At 51.1% G+C, this 17,328-nt stretch carries 18 protein-coding genes; 13 read left to right on the top strand and 5 right to left on the bottom strand.

The annotated features are described in order from the left end of the window. Window positions 1-44 precede the first annotated feature (44 nt). From trmD to bamJ, 3 genes are all read right to left on the bottom strand, one after another. Window positions 45-728, bottom strand: coding sequence for a tRNA (guanosine(37)-N1)-methyltransferase TrmD (gene trmD, locus RIC19_RS16205; RefSeq protein ID WP_350179389.1), 684 nt, complete (start codon window positions 726-728; stop codon window positions 45-47). 56 nt (window positions 729-784) lie between these two features. Next, on the bottom strand, window positions 785-1,096 hold the full coding sequence (locus RIC19_RS16200; RefSeq protein WP_350179388.1) for a DUF6122 family protein: 312 nt from the start codon (window positions 1,094-1,096) through the stop codon (window positions 785-787). A gap of 148 nt (window positions 1,097-1,244) precedes the next feature. Further along, a complete protein-coding gene (gene bamJ, locus RIC19_RS16195) occupies window positions 1,245-1,829 on the bottom strand; it encodes a BamJ family beta-barrel-assembly machinery protein (RefSeq protein ID WP_350179387.1) in 585 nt (194 codons plus the stop codon). A 575-nt stretch (window positions 1,830-2,404) separates the two neighbouring features. Between bamJ and RIC19_RS16190 the strand changes: the two genes are divergently transcribed. From RIC19_RS16190 to RIC19_RS16135, 12 genes are all read left to right on the top strand, one after another. After that, complete coding sequence (locus RIC19_RS16190; RefSeq protein ID WP_350179386.1) at window positions 2,405-3,700, top strand: NAD(P)/FAD-dependent oxidoreductase; 1,296 nt, start codon at window positions 2,405-2,407, stop codon at window positions 3,698-3,700. 140 nt (window positions 3,701-3,840) lie between these two features. Further along, window positions 3,841-6,726, top strand: a complete 2,886-nt coding sequence (gene gcvP, locus RIC19_RS16185) for an aminomethyl-transferring glycine dehydrogenase (RefSeq protein ID WP_350179385.1) — start codon at window positions 3,841-3,843, stop codon at window positions 6,724-6,726. Between the two features lie 358 nt (window positions 6,727-7,084). Next, the gene (gene sufB / locus RIC19_RS16180) at window positions 7,085-8,530 is read left to right on the top strand and encodes a Fe-S cluster assembly protein SufB (protein WP_350179384.1); all 1,446 of its coding nucleotides are present in this window, start codon (window positions 7,085-7,087) and stop codon (window positions 8,528-8,530) included. A gap of 72 nt (window positions 8,531-8,602) precedes the next feature. Then, window positions 8,603-9,364: a Fe-S cluster assembly ATPase SufC gene (sufC, locus tag RIC19_RS16175; RefSeq protein WP_350179383.1), complete on the top strand. Its 762-nt coding sequence runs from the start codon at window positions 8,603-8,605 to the stop codon at window positions 9,362-9,364. 108 nt (window positions 9,365-9,472) lie between these two features. After that, the gene (gene sufD, locus RIC19_RS16170; RefSeq protein WP_350179382.1) at window positions 9,473-10,813 is read left to right on the top strand and encodes a Fe-S cluster assembly protein SufD; all 1,341 of its coding nucleotides are present in this window, start codon (window positions 9,473-9,475) and stop codon (window positions 10,811-10,813) included. 6 nt (window positions 10,814-10,819) lie between these two features. Continuing rightward, window positions 10,820-12,058 carry an aminotransferase class V-fold PLP-dependent enzyme gene (locus RIC19_RS16165; protein ID WP_350179381.1) on the top strand — a complete coding sequence of 413 codons (1,239 nt, stop codon included), beginning with the start codon at window positions 10,820-10,822 and terminating at the stop codon, window positions 12,056-12,058. 13 nt (window positions 12,059-12,071) lie between these two features. Further along, window positions 12,072-12,323, top strand: a complete 252-nt coding sequence (locus tag RIC19_RS16160) for a UPF0175 family protein (RefSeq protein WP_350179380.1) — start codon at window positions 12,072-12,074, stop codon at window positions 12,321-12,323. A gap of 1 nt (window position 12,324) precedes the next feature. Then, window positions 12,325-12,804 (top strand): PIN domain-containing protein, encoded by a 480-nt coding sequence (locus tag RIC19_RS16155; RefSeq protein WP_350179379.1) that lies wholly within the window; start codon window positions 12,325-12,327, stop codon window positions 12,802-12,804. Next, window positions 12,805-13,230 carry a SufE family protein gene (locus tag RIC19_RS16150; protein WP_350179378.1) on the top strand — a complete coding sequence of 142 codons (426 nt, stop codon included), beginning with the start codon at window positions 12,805-12,807 and terminating at the stop codon, window positions 13,228-13,230. A 54-nt stretch (window positions 13,231-13,284) separates the two neighbouring features. Then, window positions 13,285-13,596: an SUF system Fe-S cluster assembly protein gene (locus tag RIC19_RS16145; RefSeq protein ID WP_350179377.1), complete on the top strand. Its 312-nt coding sequence runs from the start codon at window positions 13,285-13,287 to the stop codon at window positions 13,594-13,596. 33 nt (window positions 13,597-13,629) lie between these two features. Continuing rightward, a complete protein-coding gene (locus RIC19_RS16140; RefSeq protein ID WP_350179376.1) occupies window positions 13,630-14,103 on the top strand; it encodes an RrF2 family transcriptional regulator in 474 nt (157 codons plus the stop codon). An 86-nt stretch (window positions 14,104-14,189) separates the two neighbouring features. Further along, the gene (locus RIC19_RS16135; protein ID WP_350179375.1) at window positions 14,190-15,137 is read left to right on the top strand and encodes a nucleoside hydrolase; all 948 of its coding nucleotides are present in this window, start codon (window positions 14,190-14,192) and stop codon (window positions 15,135-15,137) included. A gap of 21 nt (window positions 15,138-15,158) precedes the next feature. On the opposite strand, the gene RIC19_RS16130 is transcribed toward RIC19_RS16135, so the two are convergent. Further along, a complete protein-coding gene (locus RIC19_RS16130) occupies window positions 15,159-16,046 on the bottom strand; it encodes an RNA-binding domain-containing protein (RefSeq protein ID WP_350179374.1) in 888 nt (295 codons plus the stop codon). Window positions 16,047-16,229: 183 nt separating this feature from the next. Further along, window positions 16,230-16,775, bottom strand: coding sequence for a hypothetical protein (locus RIC19_RS16125; RefSeq protein WP_350179373.1), 546 nt, complete (start codon window positions 16,773-16,775; stop codon window positions 16,230-16,232). Between the two features lie 210 nt (window positions 16,776-16,985). Between RIC19_RS16125 and RIC19_RS16120 the strand changes: the two genes are divergently transcribed. Beyond that, complete coding sequence (locus RIC19_RS16120) at window positions 16,986-17,243, top strand: hypothetical protein (protein ID WP_350179372.1); 258 nt, start codon at window positions 16,986-16,988, stop codon at window positions 17,241-17,243. Window positions 17,244-17,328: the final 85 nt, after the last annotated feature.

Below are 17,328 nucleotides of genomic sequence, written 5' to 3'. Positions count from 1 at the left end.
CCAAAGCCACGCTCCAGGAACACTCCGCGAACTTTGCATACCCCCTACTCTTCTCCCTCCAGCAAATCAGGGCGGCGCGACCGGGTCCGCTCCATAGCTTTTTCCATGCGCCACTCCTCAATCTTTTTAAAATTGCCAGACTTGAGAATTGCCGGTACCTTCCAGCCCCTGAATTCTTCCGGGCGGGTATATACAGGCGGGGCCAGCAGGTTGTCCTGAAAGGAATCGAAGAGTGCAGAGGTCTCATCGTTCAGCACCCCGGGCAACAGCCGGCCAATAGAATCCACCAGCACAGCAGCCGGCAATTCGCCACCGGAAAGGACGAAATCTCCAATGGATATTTCCATCGTCACGAAGTGCTCACGAATACGCTCGTCGATGCCTTTGTAGTGCCCGCAGATGATCAGGAGGTTTTCTTTCAGAGAAAGGCGGTTGGACAGCCCCTGATGCAGGCGTTCCCCATCCGGGGTCATGTAGATGACTTCGTCGTAGGTACGCTCTGCCTGCAAATCTTCGATACAGTTGACGAGGGGCTCCATCATCATCACCATGCCGGCACCGCCACCGTATTGGTAGTCATCAACCTGCCGGTGCTTGCCAATTCCGTATTCGCGGAGGTTCTGTAGGTGCACTTCCAACAACCCTTTGTCCTGCGCCCGCTGCATGATAGAGTGGCTGAGGGGGCTTTCCAGCAATTCCGGGAGTACTGTGATGATATCAATGCGCATGTTCCCTTTTTTTTGCAAATGTAGCAATTCGGGCGGAAGTGAAACTCACCAAACGGCTACCATAAACAATCCTGATAATCGGTCAGCATGTGGAAGAGCAGTCCTACGGCTATGATCCGGGTCTTGGGCCAAAACAAGAGCAGCACATATGCCCCAATCACCGGATAAGAATGCAGCGGATGAAAACCGATGCTGCAGCGCCCGGGGTCAAAAATCGGGTCTGCCAGCAAATGGTCGAGGTCGACTAGCATCGTAGCAATCATAATAAGCCAGGCCCGCTGCCATTGCGAGCGGAAAAAGAGGTAGGCCAGCAGCCCGGGGACCAAAAAATGCATGCTGTAGTGGACCAGCGGTTGAAGTATTGACATATCGAAAGATATAAAGACAATAGGCATACAAAAGGCGCTCCCAGTCTATCCGGAAACGCCTTTTGTTTACCAGGAGCTTGTTGGGGTTTTACACTTCGGGCTGCGTTCGCTCCAAAAGCAAAATCCCAACAAGCTCAAACCAGACCGATTACTGGATTTCCAGCAATTCCACCTCAAAGATCAAGGTCTCATAGGGGCCGATTTTCCCACCAGCACCACGAGGGCCGTACGCCAGGTCAGCCGGGATAAAAAGCTTCCACTTAGAACCCTGTGGCATGAGCTGCAGCGCTTCCGTCCAGCCTTTGATCACTTGGTTCACCCCAAAGGAAGTCGGCTCTCCCCGCTCCACCGAGCTATCAAATACCGTACCGTCCATTAACGTGCCGTGGTAATGCACCGTCACTTTGCTGGTTTCGGCAGGCATAGGGCCGCTGCCCTCTTTGAGGACTTCGTACTGCAGGCCACTTTCGGTGACCTTTACTTCTTCCCGCTTGGCATTCTCAGCCAGGAAAGCCTTGCCGGCCTCTATTGCGTCGGCATGCTGTGCCTGTTGCTTTTTCATCATATACTGCTGAACGACCTGATTGGCCTCTTCAGCAGTGAATTTTGGCTCATTGCCCGCCAGTACATCGTGGATGGCGGAGGTCATTGATGCTTCGTCCAGATTGTCGAAGCCCTGGCTTTGCAGGTTTTGAGCCAGAAGTACGCCCAATGCGTAACTAAGTGAATCCATTTCTTGCGCTTTTGCTGTAGTCATTGTGAACAGCCCTGCTAACATAAGGGCCGATAGAATTGTTTTATTCATAAATTCCTTGATTTTCTTTTTTTGCTGAAACGCTGCGAAGAAAAGAAAATTATCCTTCTTGGACAAATTACGTGGAAAATGAAGGCAGCGCCGGAAATGCGGTCTGAAGAGACAGCGCTTCGAGCGGGTGGATGCATATACACTCCCCTGGGGCACAATAATTAGTTTTTGACTTTTTCTTTTTGCGCCCTGCGGCGTTAATCCTGGTTAACCGGGACGCCGACTTCAGAAAGGGGCCTCTTAATCCCCTTTCTTCGTGTGGCTACGCCTTCGCTTCGCGTCTACTTTGCTCTGCACAGCGAGTGCCATCGTGGTTTTGCCTTGCAGGCCACAAAATAAAGTCGTCAAAATTTCACCTCTCGTGACCGAGGGGAGTATAGTAATCTTGAGTTTTTAGCAGCGCGTAATAAACATTATTCATAACCCGAAGTAGGGAAGCTGCAAACATTGGCTGGAATAAGCCTTTATAAAAGGTGCAGACTTACTCACAACAGACCTCATTTATGAAAATCAATATCCCTGAATCAGATCAGGAGCGCATCGTTATTGTCGGCGGCGGATTTGCTGGCCTCACCCTTGCCCGTGAGCTCAAAAAGCAAGACTATCAGGTTGTACTGATCGATAAAAACAACTACCATCAGTTTCAGCCTCTGTTTTACCAGGTGGCTATGGCGGGCCTGGAGCCCAGCTCTATCGTTTTCCCTTTCCGGAAAGCTTTCCAGGGCGAAAAAAACATCTTCATCCGGGTAACCGAGGTAGAACGAGTAGATACGGCAAAAAAGCAGCTCCACACCCCGCTGGGGCTCTGCAATTATGACTACCTGGTACTGGCTATTGGCGCGGATACCAACTTCTTCGGCAACGAGGAAATTGCCCGCAAGGCGCTGCCGATGAAGTCCGTATCGGAAGCCCTAAGCCTACGCAACCGCATTCTGACCGACTTCGAGATCGCGCTGTCCGTGACCGACTACGAGCGCCGGCAACAACTAATCGATATTGTAATCGTAGGCGGCGGGCCAACGGGCGTGGAAGTAGCCGGGGCACTAGCAGAGATGAAGCGCTACGTACTCCCCAAAGACTACCCGCAGCTCCCTACCGATGAAATTGACATCCACTTGGTAGAAGGGGCTGACCGCCTGTTGCTGGGCATGTCGGACGAAGCTGCCGGCAAAGCACAGGAGTTTCTAGAAGGGCTGGACGTGAAAGTCCGCCTCAACACCATGGTTACCGGGTTTGATGGGGAAGTCGCTACCCTGAGCGATGGGTCTCAGATCCCCGCCCACAAGCTGATCTGGGCAGCCGGCGTAACCGGCAACAAAATGCCGGGCCTGCCCCAAGAAGCCCTTGCTAAGGGCAACCGCCTGGCCGTGGACCGCTTCAACCGGGTAGCGGGCACTGAACGGATATTCGCTATCGGTGACATCGCCTATATGGAAGAGGAGGACTACCCGAAAGGCCATCCGCAAGTGGCACAGGCAGCTATGCAACACGCTAAAAACCTGGGCAAAAACTTCAAGCGCCTGGCTAAAGGGACCTCCATGCAGCCCTTTGCTTATCGAGACCTGGGATCTATGGCCACGATTGGCCGCAACCGGGCGGTAGCAGATTTGCCGGGCTTTAAATTCCAGGGCGCCTTTGCGTGGCTGATCTGGCTATTCGTGCACCTGTTCCAAATCCTGGGTGTCAAAAACAAGGTATTCATCTTCATCAACTGGGTATGGAATTACCTGACCTACGATCAGTCCCTGCGCTTAATTATCCGTCCGAAAGAAGGGCCAATTAAGGCTGCGAAAGATTAGCCCGGTTTTTTACATAAAAAGGACCAACTCAAAACCCAAATCGCTTGTTAGGCGGACAGAAAAAAGTCGTACATTTGCGGCTTCAATCCAAACGGTTCGCATGCCGGACCTAACCGACAAAACACCACAAGCGACGGATAATGAAACATACCACCTCCTTCGATCAGTTTGTCAACCGCCACAACGGGGTTTCCAACAAGGACTTGCCGGAAATGCTCAAGACCATTGGCGTGAAATCACTGGATCAGCTCATTGACGAAACCGTACCGGAAAAAATCCGCCTGAAAAGGGAAATGGACCTGCCCGGAGCCCTGACAGAATTCGACTTCCTCAATGAACTCAAGCAGACCGCTGCTAAGAACAAGGTGTTCAAGACTTATATTGGCATGGGGTACCATGGCACTATCACGCCATCCGTTATCCTTCGCAACGTCTTCCAGAATCCGGGTTGGTATACTCAGTATACGCCCTACCAGGCCGAAATTTCCCAGGGCCGCCTGGAAGCGCTGCTCAACTTCCAGACGATGGTGAGCGACCTGACCGGTCTTCCTATCGCTAACGCTTCTTTGCTGGATGAAGGCACGGCGGCAGCGGAAGCTATGACGATGTTCCATGCGCAAAAGAACAAACGCAACAAAGAGGAAGCGGTCAATCAGTTTTTGGTTTCCGATAAGGTCCTCCCCCAAACTATTGAGGTGCTGATGACTCGTGCCAAGCCTCTCGGCATAGAAGTAGTCGTGGGCAACTGGCAGTCCTTCGAGCTGACCGACAAGGTGTTTGGTATGCTGTTGCAATACCCCGACCGGGAAGGCAAGGTGGAAGACTACCGCGCTCTGGCAGCGCAAGCCAACGACAAAGAGATCTATCTGACCGTTGCCGCTGATATCCTCAGCCTTGCGCTGCTCACCCCTCCGGGCGAATGGGGCGCTGATGCGGTAGTCGGCAATACGCAGCGCTTCGGAGTACCGATGGGCTACGGTGGCCCGCACGCGGCTTTCTTTGCGACCCGTGAAAAATTCAAACGCCAAATCCCCGGACGAATCATTGGTGTTTCTGTAGACCGGCATGGCAATGCGGCTTACCGTATGGCCTTGCAGACACGCGAACAGCACATCCGCCGGGAGAAAGCGACCTCCAATATCTGTACTGCACAGGCGCTGCTGGCTGTCATGGCGAGCATGTACGCAGTCTACCACGGCCCCAAAGGCATACAAGCTATCGCCCGCCGGGTACACGAACTGGCAAAAATACTCGATCACAACCTGAAGCAACTGGGCTACGAGCAGCAAAACGAACACTACTTTGATACCCTGAGCATCAAAGCTGATGCGGAGCTGATTCAGGCGATGAAAATGGAAGCCCTCGGTCAGGAAACCAACTTCTGGTACACCGACGACAGCATTCAGATCAGCCTCGACGAAACCGTTAATTTGCAGGAAATAGAGCGCCTGACTGCCCTTTTCGCTAAGGTGAAAGAGCAGTCTCTGGTCTTCTCCACCGAAGTAGCGGAAGGATTACACGCCCCAGCTGCCCTCAAACGGGAGTCGGGATACCTCACCCATCCGAAGTTCAACAGCTACCATACGGAAACCGACATGATGCGCTACCTCAAGTCTCTGGAAAACAAAGACTTGTCCCTGATGCACTCCATGATTCCTTTAGGCAGTTGTACCATGAAGCTGAACGCTGCTACGGAACTGATCCCGGTCAGCTGGCCGGAATTTGCCAACCTGCACCCCTTCGCGCCAGTCGATCAGGCCGCCGGGTACTTCCAAATCTTCCGCGAACTGGAAGCCTGGCTGAGCGAAATCACCGGTTTTTCGGCTTGTTCTTTGCAGCCCAACTCCGGTGCACAGGGCGAATACGCAGGGCTGCTGACGATCCGCGGCTACCACGAAGCCAATGGCGATTTCCACCGCAATGTGGCGTTGATCCCCGATTCTGCCCACGGTACTAACCCCGCAAGTGCTGTAATGGCGGGTATGAAAGTAGTGGTTGTAAAATGCGATCACCAGGGGAATATTGACCTGGAAGACCTTCGCGCAAAAGCAGAAAAACACAGCAATGAGCTATCATCCCTGATGGTGACCTACCCGTCCACCCACGGGGTGTTCGAGACGGAGATTCAGGAAATTTGTAAAATCATCCATGACAACGGCGGCAAAGTCTACATGGACGGTGCCAATATGAATGCACAGGTTGGGCTGACCAGCCCGGGCATCATCGATGCAGATGTTTGCCACCTGAACCTGCACAAGACTTTCGCGATCCCGCACGGCGGCGGTGGCCCCGGTATGGGCCCCATCTGCGTAAATGACAGCTTAAAGCCATTCCTGCCCAACCACAGTATGTTGCAAACTGGTGGCAAGCAGGGCATCGGAGCGGTTAGTGCTGCGCCATTTGGTAGCGCCAGCATCCTGCTGATTTCCTACGCTTATATCAAAATGCTGGGTAAAAAAGGGCTGACAGATGCCTCAAAGGTGGCAATACTGAACGCCAACTACATCAAGGAGCGGCTGAATGGCGCTTACGATGTGCTCTTTACCGGTGCCAAAGGGCATTCTGCCCACGAACTGATCATTGACCTGCGCCCTTACAAGTCTATTGCTTCCGCAGAGGACGTAGCGAAGCGCCTGATCGATTATGGCTTCCACGCGCCTACCCTTTCCTGGCCGGTGCCCGGTACGATTATGATCGAGCCAACGGAAAGCGAAAGCAAGGACGAACTCGACCGCTTCTGCGATGCCATGCTCGGCATACGGGAAGAGATCGACGAGATTGCCCGGGGCGAAGCAGCCGAGGACAACAACGTGCTGGTCAATGCCCCCCACGCCCTGCAGCTCATCACGACTGACGACTGGACTTTGCCTTATTCGCGGTCTAAAGCGGCTTATCCGTTGCCGTACCTGCGCACCGAGCATAAGTTCTGGATCAGCGTTGGTCGGGTGGATAATGCTTTTGGCGACCGTAACCTGGTCTGTACCTGCCCGCCGATGGAGGCGTATGAGGAAGATGCGATGAGGTAAGGTCACCCTCCAACGAATGTCAGGTCACCCTCAGGTCTTTGTTAGATCTGGGGGTGATTTATTATTGCAAACTACCTAATCATAGGTATCACCTATCCTAAAATAAGAACTTTCAATAACCCCAATCAATAGGTTTACAATCACTAATACACCAAATCAATAGATGGCAGATGCACTAATAGCCGTATAAAGTACCACGCCTACTCTTAAATACCTAACCTCCCCAAACACCTCAAATCACCCAATACCTAAAAAGGTGTAATATTCCCTAAACCTTATTTGTACTTTTTTGTATAAATTCCAGACCTTTGCATTAGAATTAGTCTAAATAACCCGAGTAGTAAAAACCGCATAGATTATGAGCGATTCCATGCAGACGCTGGAGCAACATACCAAGAGCGACTACAAATATGGCTTTACCAGCAATATTGAGACCGACAAACTGCCCAAAGGGCTGAGTGAGGATGTGGTCCGTGCCATCTCTGCCAAGAAGAACGAGCCGGAGTGGCTGACGGACTGGCGGGTGAAAGCCTATCATCAGTTCCTGGAAATGACCGAACCGAAGTGGCCTAACGTAGATTATCCTCCGATAGACCTTCAGGATATGATTTACTATGCTGCGCCCAAAAAGAAGAAAAAACTCAACAGCCTTGATGAGGTAGACCCTGAGCTGCTCGAAACCTTCAACAAACTGGGCATTCCGCTCGATGAGCAAAAGATGCTGGCGGGCGTGGCGGTAGATGCTGTGATCGACTCCGTGTCTGTCAAAACCACCTACAAGAAAAAACTGGCCGAATTGGGTATCATCTTCAGCTCGTTCAGCGAGGCGGTGCACGAGCATCCGGAACTGATCAAAAAATATATCGGCTCAGTTGTCCCTGCCAACGACAATTACTTTTCCGCACTCAACTCTGCTGTATTTAGCGATGGGTCTTTCGTGTACATCCCCAAAGGCGTGAAGTGCCCGATGGAGCTCAGCACCTATTTCCGCATCAATGAGCGCGATACCGGTCAGTTTGAGCGCACCCTGATCGTTGCCGAAGAAGGCAGCCACGTGAGCTACCTGGAAGGCTGTACGGCACCAATGCGCGACGAGAATCAGTTGCATGCCGCTGTAGTTGAGCTGGTAGCGATGGACGACGCCACGATCAAATATTCTACCGTACAAAACTGGTACCCCGGCGATAAGGACGGCAAAGGCGGGATTTACAACTTTGTCACGAAGCGCGGGCTGTGCAAAGGCACCAATTCCAAGATTACATGGACGCAGGTGGAGACCGGCTCTGCGGTGACCTGGAAGTACCCTAGCTGTGTATTGCTGGGCGACAATTCCGTCGGCGAGTTCTACTCTGTAGCCGTTACCAACAACCGGCAGCAGGCTGACACCGGCACCAAAATGACCCACATCGGTAAAAATACCCGCAGTACCATTATTTCCAAAGGGATCTCTGCGGGGTATAGCCACAACTCCTACCGCGGACTGGTAAAAATCGGTAAGAAGGCAGAAAATGCCCACAACTTCTCCGTCTGCGACTCCCTGCTGATGGGCGATAAGTGTGGTGCGCATACCTTCCCTTACCTGGAAGTGCAAAATAATACCGCTAAGGTGGAGCACGAGGCCACGACCTCGAAGATTGGGGAAGATCAGCTGTTTTACCTCATGCAGCGCGGCCTGAGCGAAGAGGATGCCGTCAATACGATTGTTAACGGATTTGCCAAGGAAGTCTTCAATGAGCTACCGATGGAGTTTGCCGTAGAAGCGCAAAAACTGCTCGCAATCAGCCTCGAAGGCAGTGTGGGCTAAACCCCTGATTATGGAAGGGCGTTCTGCTCTTCATCACCCTTTTTGATCACGACAAAAAAACACTAAACCATAATGTTGACTGTAAAAGACCTTAAAGTTTCGGTTGAAGATAAAACCATCCTTAACGGCATCAACCTTGAAGTAAAGCCGGGCGAAGTGCACGCCATCATGGGCCCGAACGGCTCCGGCAAAAGCACCTTCGCCAACGTTGTCGCTGGCCGGGAAGACTACGAAGTGGAAAGCGGCAGCATCGAATACAAAGGTCAGGACCTGCTGGAAATGGAGGTCGACGAGCGTGCCCTGGCGGGTATCTTCATGGCCTTTCAGTACCCGGTGGAAATCCCCGGCGTAAGTACCTCCAACTTCCTGAAGAGCATCGTGAATGCCAATCGCAAAGCCCGCGGAGCAGAAGAGCTGAACGCTATGCAGATGCTCAAGTTTATCCGGGAGAAAATCGAGATGGTCGGCATGGATGAGAAATTCCTGCGCCGCTCCCTCAATGAAGGTTTTTCCGGTGGAGAGAAAAAGCGTAGCGAAATGCTGCAAATGGCGCTGCTGGAGCCGGCACTGGCTATTCTGGATGAAACCGATTCCGGTTTGGATATCGACGCCCTCCGTATTGTGTCAGGAGCCGTCAATAAGCTGCGCACACAGGAGCGTTCCTTCATCATCGTGACGCACTATCAGCGCCTGCTCAACTACATCGAGCCTGATTTTGTGCACGTGCTGTACAACGGCCGCATCGTGAAGTCCGGTGATAAGTCGCTCGCACTGGAGCTGGAAGACAAAGGATACGACTGGATCAAGGAAGAAGTAGATGCCTTAGCAGTATAACCTTTCCTGCCCGGGCGGCAATACCCGGGCACAGCGTCAGAATCCATTCAAGAACTTATGCAGTAGGCTTGCAGCCATCAAGCCGAACTACAAATAAAAGCTTACGACATGTCATCAACCGTAGCTCAGGACAGATATGCTGCTGAAAAAGAAAAATTTCAGTCGCTGTTTCAGCAAACGGAAGCCGCCAATCAGCAACCCTCCCACCCGCTCGACGAGTACCGTCAGCGTGCCATGGACCTGGCCGGGCGGCTGGATTTTCCTACCCGTCGTTGGGAGGAATACAAATACACAAGTGTCAACCGGATCTTGCAGCCGGATTACCATATCGGGCAGTTGCAGGAGATCAGCGCAGACACCATCAAGTCTTTTATGCCGGAAGGCATGCATGCGCACCTGATTGTCTTTGTAAACGGGCAGCTCAGCGAACAACTGTCCCACTTCGAAGCCTTGCCGGAAGGCATGCATGTAATGCTCCTGCGCGATGCGTTGGACAGCGACCAATTCGGCCAAATCGCCCGCGCACAACTTGATGCCATTCTCGAAGGGCAGGACGACATCTTCGTGGCGCTCAATGCGGCATTCTCTCAGCACAGCCTTTTCCTGTACAGCGAAAAGAATGTAGCCTGCGAACTGCCTGTTTACATCCTGCACCTTTCGACCAACGCGGAGACGCCAATCCTCAACAGCCACATGAATATTGCTGTGGCCGAGACCGGTAGCGAATTTGCTTATATCGAAGGGCAGTTTGAGAAACCAGGCGCAACAGGCACTTACTTCAACAATATCTACAACCGGGTTTCCGTAGGTGCCAATGCCCATATCCACCACTATTGCCTGCAGCAGGAAGGTGCAGAGGGCTACGTCATCAACCGGGTGGATGCCGAACAGGAGCGCGACAGTCAGTTCTCCAACTATACCGTAGACCTCGGTGGGCGTATCGTGCGCAACAACCTGAACACCCTGCACAAGGGCTCCAACCTCACCACCAACTACTACGGCGTTTACTTTGGCAAGGAGCAGCAACATATTGATAACCATACCTTTATCGATCATGCTGTACCCCACTGCCAGAGCAACGAGCTCTACAAAGGCATCGTGACGGACAGCGCCCGTGGCGTATTCAATGGCAAAGTGATGGTGCGCAAGGATGCGCAAAAGACCAATGCTTTCCAGCAAAGCAGCAGCCTGGTGTTGTCCAACAAAGCTGAAATGGACAGCAAGCCGCAGTTGGAAATTTTTGCCGACGATGTAAAGTGCAGCCACGGGGCCACGATCGGGCAATTGGACGAGTCTTCTGTCTTCTACCTGCGTAGCCGGGGCCTCAACGATCATCAGGCACGGGCCATGCTGCAGCATGCCTTTATTGCTGAAGTACTGGAGTACTTTAAGCATGAGCAAATCCGTGATTTCGCGGAAATGCTGATCAACAAGAAATTCGAACAGTAGATTAACATGGAAGTTACCGCTCAAAAAGCGTTTGATATCGATAAAATCCGGAAGGATTTCCCGCTGCTGGAACAGGAAATGAATGGCAAGCCCATTGTATTCCTGGACAGTGCAGCGTCGAGCCAAAAGCCGGCACAGGTTATCGACCGGCTCAATGATTATTACCGTACCGGGAATGCCAATGTGCACCGGGGCGTCTATCAGTTGAGTCAGGAAGCCACCACTGCTTTTGAGGAGGCGCGGGAGCTGGTCCGTCAGTTTATCAATGCCCCTTCTGAAAAGGAGGTCATCTTTGTACGGGGTTCCACCGAAGGGATCAACCTCGTGGCGTCCTCCTACGGGCGCAAGTTCATCAATCCCGGCGATGCGGTGCTGATTACAGCGATGGAGCACCACTCCAATATCGTGCCCTGGCAGATGATTTGCGAAGAGCGGGGCGCTGAGCTCCGTGTGGCGCCGGTCAACGATGCGGGCGAGCTGGAAATGGATGCGCTTTATGAACTGCTGGACGAGCGGGTCAAGATCGTATCTCTGGTGCATATTTCCAACGCACTGGGTACCATCAATCCGGTTAAAGACATCATCGTTCGGGCCCACGAACTGGGCATCCCGGTCCTTGTGGATGGCGCACAGGCTATTCCTCACGGGCAGGTGGACATGCAGGCGCTGGATGCAGACTTCTACACCTTCTCCGGGCACAAAATGTTTGGGCCCACCGGCATTGGTGTCCTTTATGGGAAAGAAAAGTGGCTGGAGCAAATGCCGCCTTACCACGGTGGTGGCGAAATGATTAAAACCGTTACTTTCGAGAAAACCACCTACAACGAACTGCCCCATAAATTCGAGGCCGGCACGCCGGATATTTCCGGGGTCATTGGCCTGGGCGAAGCTGTGAAGTATATGCAGGAAGTAGGGTACGACAACATCAGCCGGCACGAGCACGAGCTGCTGGTCTACGCTACCGAACAGCTGGAGCAAATTGAGGGCCTGCGCATCATTGGCACCGCTAAGGAGAAAGCAAGCGTGATATCCTTCATCGTGGAAGGTGTGCACCCCTATGACCTGGGTGCTATCCTGGACAAGCTCGGTATTGCCGTACGCACCGGGCACCACTGCACGCAGCCGCTCATGGCGCGGTATGAAATCCCCGGTACGGTGCGGGCTTCCTTCGCCTTCTACAACAACAAAGCGGATATTGATGCGCTGGTGGCGGGAATTAACAGGGCGGTTTTGATGTTAAAGTAAAAAATATCGACCAATGACATTAACGATTCCTGATATCATGCTGGAACGCATGAATATCAAAGAAGAAGACCTCAAAGTTGAACTCGCAGTACTGCTTTACGATAAAGGGTCGCTTTCTTTTGGGCAAGCTAAAGTTCTTGCCGGATTAGATCATTTAGGTTTCCAAAAAGCATTGAAAGACAGAGGGGTATCTTTGAACTATGATATAGATGAATTTCACGAGGATCTAAAAACGCTAGGCATTAATCCTAAACCCTCTTCTTGAGATGATTGTAGTTAGTGATACCTCTGCAATTACCAACTTGATCCAAATAGATCATCTTTGGTTGCTAAGAGAAGTGTATCAAAATATTATCATTCCTCAGGCAGTGTACGATGAGTTGGTTTCAGACACAAAAAACAAAGTGATAATTGAATCACTTAGCTGGATTAAAATAAAAGAAGTCAAAGAAAACGACATCACTAGAAACCTCAAAGAGGTTCTAGACCCCGGAGAATCTGAGGCAATTACACTTGCCCTTAAACTAGACGCCGATTTTATCATTATTGATGAAAAAAAGGGGCGAAAAATCGCAGAAGATTATGGCTTACGCAAAATTGGTCTTGTTGGTATTTTAGTTGAATCAAAACGAAAAGGGCTTATTAAAGAGGTTCGAAACTTATTAGAACAACTTATTGAAAAGGCTAACTTTTTTGTAAGCGAAAAGCTTTATAAGGATGTCCTCTTCCAGTTAAATGAATTATAAATGAACCCAATCAACAGCATACAAGACGAAATCATCGAGGAGTTTGCCTTCTTCGGGGACTGGATGGAGAAGTACGAATATATCATCGATTTGGGCAAGTCACTCCCGATCATTGAAGAGCAATACAAGGATGAAAGCCACCTGATCAAGGGCTGTCAGAGCCAGGTATGGCTGCATGCCGATCAGGCGGAAGGCAAAGTCCGGTTTACCGCTGATAGCGATGCCGTTATTACTAAAGGCATTATTGCTTTGCTGATCCGGGTACTTTCAGAGCAGCAAGCTGCTGAAATTGCCAGTGCCGATTTGTACTTTATAGACAAAATCGGACTAAAGGAGCACCTCTCGCCTACCCGTTCCAACGGTCTGGTCAGTATGGTGAAGCAAATGAAAATGTATGGGCTGGCTATTAACTCGAAAAATCAGTAAATCGGCAAGTCAACCGCCCCCCTTTAGCACAAGTACCGTCAAAGGAGATCAATCATGGACAAAGCAGCATTTGAAGCTAAAATTATTGAAGCCATCAAGACCGTTTATGACCCGGAAATCCCGGTGGACATATACGAGTTGGGGCTCATTTACAATATCGGCATCAACGATCAGGGCGTCGTTAACCTGCAAATGACGCTCACAACGCCTATGTGCCCGGTAGCCGATTCTCTACCGTTGGAAGTACAGCAGAAGATCGGTATGGTTGAAGGAGTAAATGATGTGGAACTGGAAGTCGTCTACGATCCGCCCTGGAACAAAGAAATGATGAGCGAAGAAGCCCGCTTTGCATTAGACATGTTTTAAATCACTGTCCCTTCATCTTAATCGCAAAAGCATATGAAAATTTCAGCCCAAGATGAATACGGACTGCGCATCCTAATCCGCATCGCGCAAGCCGATGAGCAGGAAGGGCTTAGCATCCCCCAAATCAGTGAACTGGAAGGCATGTCGGACAGCTACGTAGGCAAGCTAACCCGTACGCTGCGCCTGGCGGGCTTCATCGAGAGTACGCGGGGGCAGAAAGGCGGCTATGTGCTGGCGCAACCTCCCGAAGTAATTAATGTAGGCGAAGTACTTCGTGCCCTTGGAGGTGCCCTTTTTGATGAAGGGTTTTGCAATAAGCACGCTGCCGGGTTCAAAATATGCACCAACTCGGTAGACTGCTCCGTGCGGTCCCTGTGGCGGGTGGTACAGCAATCGCTTGATCATGTGCTGGGCCAAATCAGCCTAAAGGACTTACTGGCTTCCGAGCAAATCACCAATTCAGCACTGGAGCAAATACTGGCACAGATTCAACCCAATCCGGCTTAAAAAATACCTGGAGGAGGCTGTCTTAACATCCAAACCGCTCTTAAACAGCAAAAATCCTATCTTTGGGCCAGAGAAAACACACGCCCATGCTGTACCGGTTATACCTATTCCTGCTGACCATGCTATCGGTCATTACCCTTACTGCCCAACCTGCCGCTTATATCCTTGATGCTGATACCGGCAATGAAATGGACGACCTCTACGCCATTGCCCGTGCCCTGTCACCAGATGGCTTGAAGGTCCTGTCCCTGCAGTCTGCTCATTTCAACAACGTACAACTGCTCACCGACCCTTACTGGAACAGCTACCCTACCGACAGCATCAACACCCTGGAAATCAGTCAAGGCCTCAACGAACAACTCAAAGCCGAGTGTGGCCAATGGATGCTGCCCGCCCTCAGCGGGTGCGATCAAATGCTGGGTTTTGCCTGGGGGTACTATCCGGGCGCACCGGTACCGAGCAGCCCGGCTACCCGGTTTATCATTGAGCAAGCCCGCAAAGCAAGCCCGGATGCCAAACTCCCTGTTATCTGCCTGGGCGCTTCCACCAATGTAGCGGCGGCTCTTGCTGTAGCCCCGGAAATTGCCGGTAACCTAAAGGTCTACCTCCTCGGTGCCCGGTACGACGCTAAAACAAAAGCCTGGGATAAAAATGAATTCAATATCCGGAATGACTTAAATGCATTTGACCTGCTGCTGAACCACAAAGACCTGGAGCTCTGGGTGATGCCTGCCAATGTGGCTAGAGCGCTCACTTTTCAGCGGGCAGCTACCTTTCAGCAGATCAAATCCTGCAGCACTCCGCTCTGCCGGCGGCTCACAAGCCGGTGGGAAGAAGTCGGCGCAGGCACTAGTTGGATTATGTGGGACCTCGCTCTAATTGAAGCGGTAATTCACCCCGAGTTCGCTACCTCCAAATCGGTCAGGACGCCACCGGAAAATACCCGCCGCAGAGTGAAGGTTTACACGCAAATCAATGCTCCTGCTATGGAAGCCAACTTTTGGGAGGCGCTACTGAGCTGGCAGGCTCCCTAACAGCAAGCAGGGAAGTTGAACCTATTGCCCGGAAAAGCGGTAGCGGTCCTCAACGTATTTAATGATTTCACTGCTCTTCTTAATCTTGATATTCGCTGAGCCGGTACGGATGTAAAAAAATTCCTGTTCATTCCCCTTTTTGTCCACATCCCGGAAAAAGACCGGAGACTTGGCCGGCGGTGTATCAATCCGGAAAATCATGTGGTCATCAATCTTCTCAATATCAAAGGACAGCTGAGTGGCAAAGAAAGACCCCAGGTTGCGCTGTACCGCACTCGTGATGCTTCGCTTGAAATTATCGATATCAGAAGTGGTCGCATCCAGCCCGATGATCTTCCCCTCATCATTCACGCCGCAGAATACTGTCCCCCCATTGAGGTTCATGAAAGCCGAAAGGGTCTGAATGATTTTGTCCCGGTGGTACTTGTCAATCGACTCTTTGAACTCCACCATATCGCTTTCGCCTTTATCGATAATCCGCTTGCTGTTGGCCGATTCGTCTGCCACCAGATAAGTGATAATTTTTTGGGTCAGTGCCCAGGATAGCTTAAGCTTCAGTTCCTCCGGGATGTTATTACCATCAAATACCTTGGCTTTATCGAAAACGATAAGTTTGGAAGGCTCTGTAGCCCGGATAGTACCGAGACGGGAAGTTTTATTGAAGATGGCGATTTCGCCAAACAGCTGCCCCTTGGTGTAAGACTTGGGCTCCTTGCGTGATAGATAAAGGATCAACCGGCCGTAGTGGACGATATAAAAAGACTCTCCTTTTTGTTCTATAGAAAACACCTCATGCCCGGCTTCATAATCAACCAGACGGACCACCCCCGACAGTTGGCTGAGCTCAGGGTCGCTCAAATTCGAAAGCTCTTGGCAATTGCGCAGAGTATTAATGATTTCGTCATTCATTCGTTGGTATCGTTTGTTTCAGTCTCCAAAAAACAGTTTGCCGCTTTAGCAAACGCTTGCGCAATAAAGCTAATGAAAAAAATGAAACTGAAGGTACCATTACCGCACATCAGGAAAAAAGGATAGGCTCCCACTGCCTTCATAATGCAGGAGTTGAGCATCTAACCCTCCTTTACTGTGTACTCAGTGCACGATCTTACGCCCCTGATAAGCCAGGTAGCCAATAAACCCGATAAGGCTCAATATTATCAGGTACTCGTCTAGTGGTGTATCCACTTCAAGCAGCACCGGCTTTGAAGTCTGAATCCCCCCTTCGCCCGCCTCGTTGACCAATCGGTACTGATAAGCGGCACCGGGCTGTACCCGGACATCCCAGAAGCTAAACTCACGCTGCCCATCCGCGGCGTGGACGATGCCGACTTTCTCCCAGGGAGCGTTTTCAAGAGCCCGTTCAATGATAAAGGAAGCATGTTCTGCCGGGCGTGCAATCACCCACGATAGTAAGACAGATACATGATGAGGTTTCGCGACAAAGCTGCTCAGTGGAAGAAGGTCCTCGGACCCCATGGCTGATCGCGTCAGTCGGGAGCTGGTGGAAGCGTAGAAACGATCGCTGACCAGTGGTGCACTGTTGTCTTTTTCTCTGGCAGGCGTACTAGCCGCGTTTACCGTTTGCTCCGGCATAGCGGCAAGCAATGCAAACAAAATGATACAAAATAGGTTTTTCATACTGGTTTTGGGTAGACAGAAGTTTTCAAAAGGGTATTAGGAGACTTAGCATCCTGCCCGACTGTCTTGAAAGACGTAAGGGCAGTGCAAAGCGCTGAGCGGTGGTTTGGGGATAAACCAAAACACCCGGGGTGTCATTATAGTGTTTGCGTGATGTGATGTGACAATACTACGACAAATATAAAGATAATTCAGGAAAACTACAATGATATGCGTCATACCTTTAAGGAAGCGCTACAAAAACGACTGCTGGAAGAAGACTTTGAGGGGGTCATCAAATCACTCATTACCCTGTCTGACCAAATCGGCAACAACCTGCTCATGAATGATGCTGTTCTTTACTATCAGCGCTGGCAGGAGCTCCACCGCCGCATGCAGGGGCAAGCCCGCACCGATCAGGAGACCGAACGCCTGAAGCTTCAGCTTAGTCAGGGGCTCTGGCAAATGATTGAACAATTGCCCGTTTAATTTTCAAAAAAAACTTACCTTTGTCCCCGATTTCGAGTAGCGAAAGCTTAAAATGACCGCACAAGTTGAGTTTGTGCTCAAAACG

This window comes from Phaeodactylibacter sp., from assembly GCF_040219495.1.
GTDB lineage: Bacteria > Bacteroidota > Bacteroidia > Chitinophagales > Saprospiraceae > Phaeodactylibacter.
Note: the sequence above shows the minus strand (reverse complement) of the source record. Positions and strands in the feature narration are given on the sequence as shown.

Bases quoted from the DNA above. Each gene is read 5' to 3' on its own strand.
- RIC19_RS16190 (WP_350179386.1), top strand. From the start codon at position 2,405: ATGAAAATCAATATCCCTGAATCAGATCAGGAGCGCATCGTTATTGTC.
- RIC19_RS16165 (WP_350179381.1), top strand. From the start codon at position 10,820: ATGGAAGTTACCGCTCAAAAAGCGTTTGATATCGATAAAATCCGGAAG.
- RIC19_RS16150 (WP_350179378.1), top strand. From the start codon at position 12,805: ATGAACCCAATCAACAGCATACAAGACGAAATCATCGAGGAGTTTGCC.
- RIC19_RS16155 (WP_350179379.1), top strand. From the start codon at position 12,325: ATGATTGTAGTTAGTGATACCTCTGCAATTACCAACTTGATCCAAATA.
- bamJ (WP_350179387.1), bottom strand. From the start codon at position 1,829: ATGGATTCACTTAGTTACGCATTGGGCGTACTTCTGGCTCAAAACCTG.
- sufC (WP_350179383.1), top strand. From the start codon at position 8,603: ATGTTGACTGTAAAAGACCTTAAAGTTTCGGTTGAAGATAAAACCATC.
- RIC19_RS16145 (WP_350179377.1), top strand. From the start codon at position 13,285: ATGGACAAAGCAGCATTTGAAGCTAAAATTATTGAAGCCATCAAGACC.
- RIC19_RS16135 (WP_350179375.1), top strand. From the start codon at position 14,190: ATGCTGTACCGGTTATACCTATTCCTGCTGACCATGCTATCGGTCATT.
- RIC19_RS16130 (WP_350179374.1), bottom strand. From the start codon at position 16,046: ATGAATGACGAAATCATTAATACTCTGCGCAATTGCCAAGAGCTTTCG.
- RIC19_RS16140 (WP_350179376.1), top strand. From the start codon at position 13,630: ATGAAAATTTCAGCCCAAGATGAATACGGACTGCGCATCCTAATCCGC.
- RIC19_RS16120 (WP_350179372.1), top strand. From the start codon at position 16,986: ATGCGTCATACCTTTAAGGAAGCGCTACAAAAACGACTGCTGGAAGAA.
- RIC19_RS16160 (WP_350179380.1), top strand. From the start codon at position 12,072: ATGACATTAACGATTCCTGATATCATGCTGGAACGCATGAATATCAAA.
- RIC19_RS16200 (WP_350179388.1), bottom strand. From the start codon at position 1,096: ATGTCAATACTTCAACCGCTGGTCCACTACAGCATGCATTTTTTGGTC.
- sufB (WP_350179384.1), top strand. From the start codon at position 7,085: ATGAGCGATTCCATGCAGACGCTGGAGCAACATACCAAGAGCGACTAC.
- sufD (WP_350179382.1), top strand. From the start codon at position 9,473: ATGTCATCAACCGTAGCTCAGGACAGATATGCTGCTGAAAAAGAAAAA.
- trmD (WP_350179389.1), bottom strand. From the start codon at position 728: ATGCGCATTGATATCATCACAGTACTCCCGGAATTGCTGGAAAGCCCC.
- gcvP (WP_350179385.1), top strand. From the start codon at position 3,841: ATGAAACATACCACCTCCTTCGATCAGTTTGTCAACCGCCACAACGGG.
- RIC19_RS16125 (WP_350179373.1), bottom strand. From the start codon at position 16,775: ATGAAAAACCTATTTTGTATCATTTTGTTTGCATTGCTTGCCGCTATG.